At 41.2% G+C, this 5494-nt stretch carries 3 protein-coding genes and 2 pseudogenes; 3 read left to right on the top strand and 2 right to left on the bottom strand.

Annotated features, from left to right (window positions below; genetic code table 11):
* Nucleotides 1-601 precede the first annotated feature (601 nt).
* Both QTN95_RS19655 and QTN95_RS19650 read left to right on the top strand, forming a co-directional pair.
* Nucleotides 602-1963: a type II toxin-antitoxin system HipA family toxin gene (locus QTN95_RS19655; protein WP_138971739.1), complete on the top strand. Its 1362-nt coding sequence runs from the start codon at nucleotides 602-604 to the stop codon at nucleotides 1961-1963.
* Nucleotides 1960-2430, top strand: a complete 471-nt coding sequence (locus QTN95_RS19650; RefSeq protein WP_138971740.1) for a helix-turn-helix transcriptional regulator — start codon at nucleotides 1960-1962, stop codon at nucleotides 2428-2430. The genes QTN95_RS19655 and QTN95_RS19650 overlap by 4 nt, the downstream gene beginning before the upstream one ends.
* 432 nt (nucleotides 2431-2862) lie before the next feature.
* On the opposite strand, the pseudogene QTN95_RS21315 reads toward QTN95_RS19650, so the two are convergent.
* Nucleotides 2863-3822 (bottom strand): annotated as a pseudogene (locus tag QTN95_RS21315) (transposase).
* Nucleotides 3823-4032: 210 nt separating this feature from the next.
* Here QTN95_RS21315 and QTN95_RS19635 point away from each other — a divergent pair.
* Nucleotides 4033-4485 (top strand): annotated as a pseudogene (locus QTN95_RS19635) (transposase); the annotation flags it as partial.
* On the opposite strand, the gene QTN95_RS19630 reads toward QTN95_RS19635, so the two are convergent.
* Nucleotides 4439-5486 (bottom strand): IS630 family transposase gene (locus QTN95_RS19630; protein ID WP_443088883.1). Its coding sequence is split into 2 segments (ribosomal slippage): nucleotides 4439-5044 and nucleotides 5046-5486, totalling 1047 coding nucleotides; the frame shifts between segments, so codons are not numbered across the junction. The pseudogene QTN95_RS19635 and the gene QTN95_RS19630 overlap by 47 nt on opposite strands.
* Nucleotides 5487-5494 lie beyond the last annotated feature (8 nt).

The following is a 5494-nucleotide window of genomic DNA, read 5'->3' as shown; positions in this document are numbered from 1 at the left end:
ATTGGTAGAGAGAATCATGTAAGATATTGAGTTCGCGCATCTTGTTGTTTGGTTGTTGTTTTTTGGCGAAACCATTTGATCACATGACAAGATGTGCATCTACCTTAACTTGATGATTTTTATCTAAATCATCAGGGGATTCCTCAGCATCAAGTGTTCATTTTCTTCCCCTGTTCATTTTTTATGAACAAACTAAAAAATGAACAGAACCTTATATTCCCAGCTTTTGTTTCTCAGTCTCAAACTCTTTAAATAACTAATGAGTAGTTAAGGTTTCATAAATGAAGAAAAATCAAGATAATGAGTAGTGAAATTATCATTAGCAATAGATACGCCTTCCAATCAATCACCGATGAAATTTATTTAAAGCGTGAACAGTGGCTATTTTTACCCACAGCACATATGGAAATAACTAACTCTTAATTAGCAGGGCACTATGCCGTATACTCCGCACTACCATGCTAATTTGAACAACGAGCTGCTTTCTAAACTGGAAGCCTACACAGGTTTCCCTATCAACTATGCGTAAAAACTTACACATTAATTGATAAAACCAAGCATTATGAGTACTATAGTACTCATAGATAGAGTGGAGTCCTCAATGGAAGAATTAAACATACAAGCTTTTATCAAAGGTGAATGGCTAGACATTGCTGTCATTTCATTTCCGAAAAGTAAACAGAACAACTTCCGAGTGACTGAACTCAATTACCTCGGAGACTACGCATTAGAACATCATGAAAAAGATGACCTACACGCCGTATCAATGAACCTGCCTGTATCTTTTTTCTTTGACGACATGGGGCGGCCTGGATGGCTAACTTTTCTTGATGACATAATGCCAAGTGGGGCAAGCAGACGCTATTGGGTCAAACATCTAGACATTGAAGATCTTTCAATTGATGAACAAGACTATGTTTTACTAAAGTTTGGCACAATGTCGCCTATCGGCAACTTGCGAGTAAAAGACTCTCTACCAGAAAGCTATGAAGAGTCAGATACCCTCTACTTTTCTCTAGACGATGTAAAAAACCGTGCAAGTGACTTTTTAGATTATGCTCAACAAAGAGGGGCTGCGGCTGGCGGTGCGACAGGCGCAGGAGGTGAAGCTCCAAAACTAATCTTGCGTTGCTCTAAAGAAATCACAGAGCCAAGTAAGATATGGATCGATCCTTATCAAGATGATAACACCAACCAAGATCTACACTATTTAGTCAAGTATCCTAGAGGCTCAAGAAGCACTGTTGACTGCAATATTCTTCGAGCTGAGTTTCATTATTATCACGAACTCACCTCTATGGGTTTTGATACCATACCAATCCAAAATATGCGATTAGAAGAAGGATTAAACTACCCTTCTTTATGGTTGCCTAGGTTTGATATTCGTTTTAACGAAAAGCAACAGATTGAAAAATTCGGAATGGAGTCTGTCTACTCCATTTTGAATAAAGGTGCAGGCGTTACTCTAGAGCATGAAGCGACGATTAGAACGTTAATTGAAAAAATCACCCATAGTCATATGGTGCAAAATCAAGGGTATGACTTTGATGTTCAGAGCTTTGTTGTAGAGTGGGTAAAGAGAGACTTACTCAACATCCTATTTGGCAATAGCGACAACCACGGTAGAAACACCTCATTCTTAAAAGGTGATGGTTATATTAAATTAGCCCCAATCTACGATTTTGCTCCAATGAAAGCCGATCCAGAAGGTATTCCAAGAACTACAAAATGGAAAGCCCCACTAGAAGTTGGAGGCACTTACAATTTTATCGGTATTGCAGAATCACTGTCTGACCTTGTGCCGAGTGAGCTCTTACTGAGCGAGCTTAAAGATACCTCAGAAAAATGTCTGGATCTTAAAGAACGACTGGTCGCTCGTGGGGTTCCAGAGCAGATCATTAAAATGCCAGCTATTGGATTAAATCATATCCCTGGAAAATTGAAAAAATGGGGGCTGTTATGAGCAATAATAACAAGTCATCTAAAGAGTCTATAAATGATGTCGTTAACCGTCTCCGACATAATCGCAAACAGGTCTCTAGTCCTCACAATACAAACAGTGACGACAACGTAAAGGCTGATACTGTTAACATCGGAGGTCGCACTTCTCAAAGGGCATCAAAAAAGACTCTACCTCCAAAAGCAACCGAACGCAGCAGGATAGTAAATCAAATAGTTAAACAACTACTGTTCGGCGAACTAACCCAAGGTCAGGCACTGAAAGAGCTTCGGATCAATGTTTTAGGTTTAAAGCAAGATGTTTACGCAAGGCTCGTAGATGTGTCCCGAAAAACCCTCTCTGATATAGAGAATGATCGTGGTAACTACAAAACAGACATATTGAATAAAGTCTTCAAACCTTTTGGTCTAAAAGTTGGTCTAATCCCGTCCTCATCGAGTATGCTAAACTCATTGCTCGATAATAACTGATCACCTACTGATAGCTAACGGTCGCAGATAATTTTAAGATTATTTTGCTATGATTTCGTCAGTCCGTAATAGCTAAAAGTTATATTTGGACGGGGGTTCAGTTCCTTTTGAAGTAGGATTTTCATGGGCGTTGTTGCCTAAATCAGTTGAACCTTTTTCGAGTCTTGCGATCTGACCCTTTATGATGGTTAGAGCGGTGGTGGCATGGGTAAGGCAAAAAAGAAGATAACTAAAAGAATAAGGACAGGCACCATAAAGAATATTGACCAGCAAGTCGTTGTCCTATCCATATTTTCAGCCTACATAACCATCACTCATGAACTTACTGATGGTTTTATTGGCTATTAGGACGAAAAATGCGAAGTGAAGAATTGATGCGGCGTGACAAAGCAATCGCGAGGTAGGCATTTTAAATGCTGAGTTGATTCAGGTTCACTCAATTTGAAAGGCGTGCACCCTTTGTCTATTCAAATTAGGCTTGAAGTGGTTCAGAGTGTGGCGTGACGCTATGTAAAACACACGCTTAGATTCTAGCTGAGTAACGACCTTTAACCATTCTGACTGAGAAAAGGATAGCCGCTGTAAAATTGGTGGGAGCTTTCTATTTATACTCGCTTTTCCCTGCCTGAATTGCCTCGCACTCCAGTCTACCAATTCGATGTAATCAACCAATCGGAAAGGAATGCCTGGAATCATGTCATTGGAAGGGGTACCAATAAAAGGCGCTAGAGATTCTGGTGTTAATTGATGGCTGGCAATGGCATCCAATCTCAGTTTTATCGAAGTATGAGGAGACTGCTCTGGAGTATGGGCAATGTTTGCCCTGACAGGGTTTAAATCGGTATAGGCCATCGCGGCTAACAAAGCCTTTTCGTCGAGCAAGGCCTGACATTTGTAGCGGCTTTCCCAAAAGTGCCCTTTGCATTGATCTTCTTGATTGGCCCTTAGCGCAATTTCAAAATTAAGCTCTTTCATAAACCAGCTCAAGCTATAAAGACGTTGGCGTCAAGACTCGATAATCGCGTGCGCTGCACCCAATTCGGCTTTGGATGAGATGTCTCCTTGCACAAACCTTTGAACGAGTATCGGAAGATTATGCAGCCTTTCCCAACGCTCGATAACTTGATGAGCGGTTAAAGTGGATGCCCTTTCTTTATCAATATGCACGACAATATGGTAGTGGTTACTCATGACGGCATAGGCGCACACATCTATGGTGTAAATTTGAGAAAGAAGGTGTATCCGCTTCTCAACCCATGATTTTCGATGTTCGTAATCACGTTTATGCTGCGTGTCATAACCACATAAAAATGAACGCCGAACACAACGAGAGACACAGTGATAGTAACGTGTGGCCTCTAAACAGACTTGCTGTTTTCGCGGTGTAGTCATGATTTACCCTCCTTGTTCTGTTGGATAAGAGTGAGTGAAGAAACATCACAAGAAAACAGGTAAAGTGAGAAAATTGCAGCGATGGGGGTAATGTATGTAATTGACTTGTCTGTTACTTTTTTATGGTGCCTGTCCTTATTAGTTTTCATAATTAACTTGTCTGTTACTTTTTAATGGTGCCTGTCCTTATTTGTTTTTTATTTGTTTTTAAACCAGTTACTTTCCATGCAGACGATGGAAAAAAACCGACAACAAATCTTACCTCAGAGTTTAGCTTCTTCCATAAAACCAATCTTAACCGCCCTCAAAAATCAAATCGTCAAAGTAGAAGAAAAGATATCAAAACTCATCGATACCTGCCCCGAATACCAAGCTAAAAATGAGATACTACAGAGCATGCCGAGGATTGGGAAAATAGCATCCGCGTCTATTATCAGTAATGTTCCAGAACTTGGTTTCATCACCAATAAGCAAGCATCTTCTCTTATAGGTGTAGCTCCAATAACGAGAGAAAGTGGACGCCTTAAAGGCAAACGGATGATCCAAGGCGGACGCGCTCAAGTTCGTACAGTGTTATACATGGCAATGATGTCGGCCATCCAATGTAACCCTATATTTAAGGCAACGTATGAACGATTAGTTGCGGCAGGCAAACCGAAAAAATCCACTCCCTTTTGCACATCGTTTGCACCCTATCTGCGCTTTCCAAGAAGCCATTCCATGCTCTACATACCTTCTCGACAACATCGTTATAGTTCGTAAAACTTTGGTTGGCTAAATAGTGTTGTCGCAGCCAACTCCATACTTGTTCAATTGGATTTAGCTCTGGTGAATAGGGAGGCAATTTGATGATACTGACATTGTCAAACTGCTCGGCAATATCACTGGTATGCCATCCAGCACCATCCATTATGACAACTGCATGACGACCTCGCTCGGTGGCTTGCGATATTTGACCAAGGTGCTGAATCATAATCTCTTTGTTTACCCAAGGGACGACTATCGCCTCTCCAATTCCTCTTGTAGGACAGATTGAACCGAATAAGTAAGCATATTCAAATTGCTGCTGTTTCACCGCTCGCGGTCTTGTGCCGCGCTTAGCCCAAAGACGAGTTGTTGTATTTTGTTGTCCAAATCGAGCTTCGTCTTGAAACCAAACATCGACGGCCTCAAGCCCCATATGGCCGGGGATCTTGAGGATCGTTTCAATTTTGAATTTTTTTAAAATCGTCTTGGGTTTGTTGGGATTGAGAAGGGTGTTTGGAGCGCGATGTTATCCAAGAAAAGCCCATATGATTGAGCAAATAATAGATGGAGTCAGGGTGATAATGTTTGCCAAATTCTTTGATGATGTAGGCATGAATATCGCTACCCGTTAATCTACCGCCAGAAGAATCCGAAGCTCGACTTTCAATAAATAGGCTTAACTGCTCACGCTGTTTTGGGGTAAGAAATGCAGGGCGTCCTGTTCTTGGCTTTTCCTGTAGTCCTTCAAGTCCCTCCTCAAGAAAGGTTTGAACCCACTTGTTCACGCTAGTGCGGCTTACCTTCAGGTATTTGGCAATCTGTGTTCGAGACCGCCCTTCTTTAAAGTGTGCTAGAGCAAGTAAACGCATCTTCATTTGTATAGACTTCTGCTGACTAGCGAGTTTTTTAAAGTCGATGTTGTCGA

Origin of the sequence: Vibrio sp. M260112 (assembly GCF_036533775.1) — a bacterium.
In the GTDB taxonomy this organism is placed as follows: domain Bacteria; phylum Pseudomonadota; class Gammaproteobacteria; order Enterobacterales; family Vibrionaceae; genus Vibrio.
Note: the sequence above shows the minus strand (reverse complement) of the source record. Positions and strands in the feature narration are given on the sequence as shown.

Bases quoted from the DNA above. Each gene is read 5' to 3' on its own strand.
- QTN95_RS19655 (WP_138971739.1), top strand. From the start codon at position 602: ATGGAAGAATTAAACATACAAGCTTTTATCAAAGGTGAATGGCTAGAC.
- QTN95_RS19650 (WP_138971740.1), top strand. From the start codon at position 1,960: ATGAGCAATAATAACAAGTCATCTAAAGAGTCTATAAATGATGTCGTT.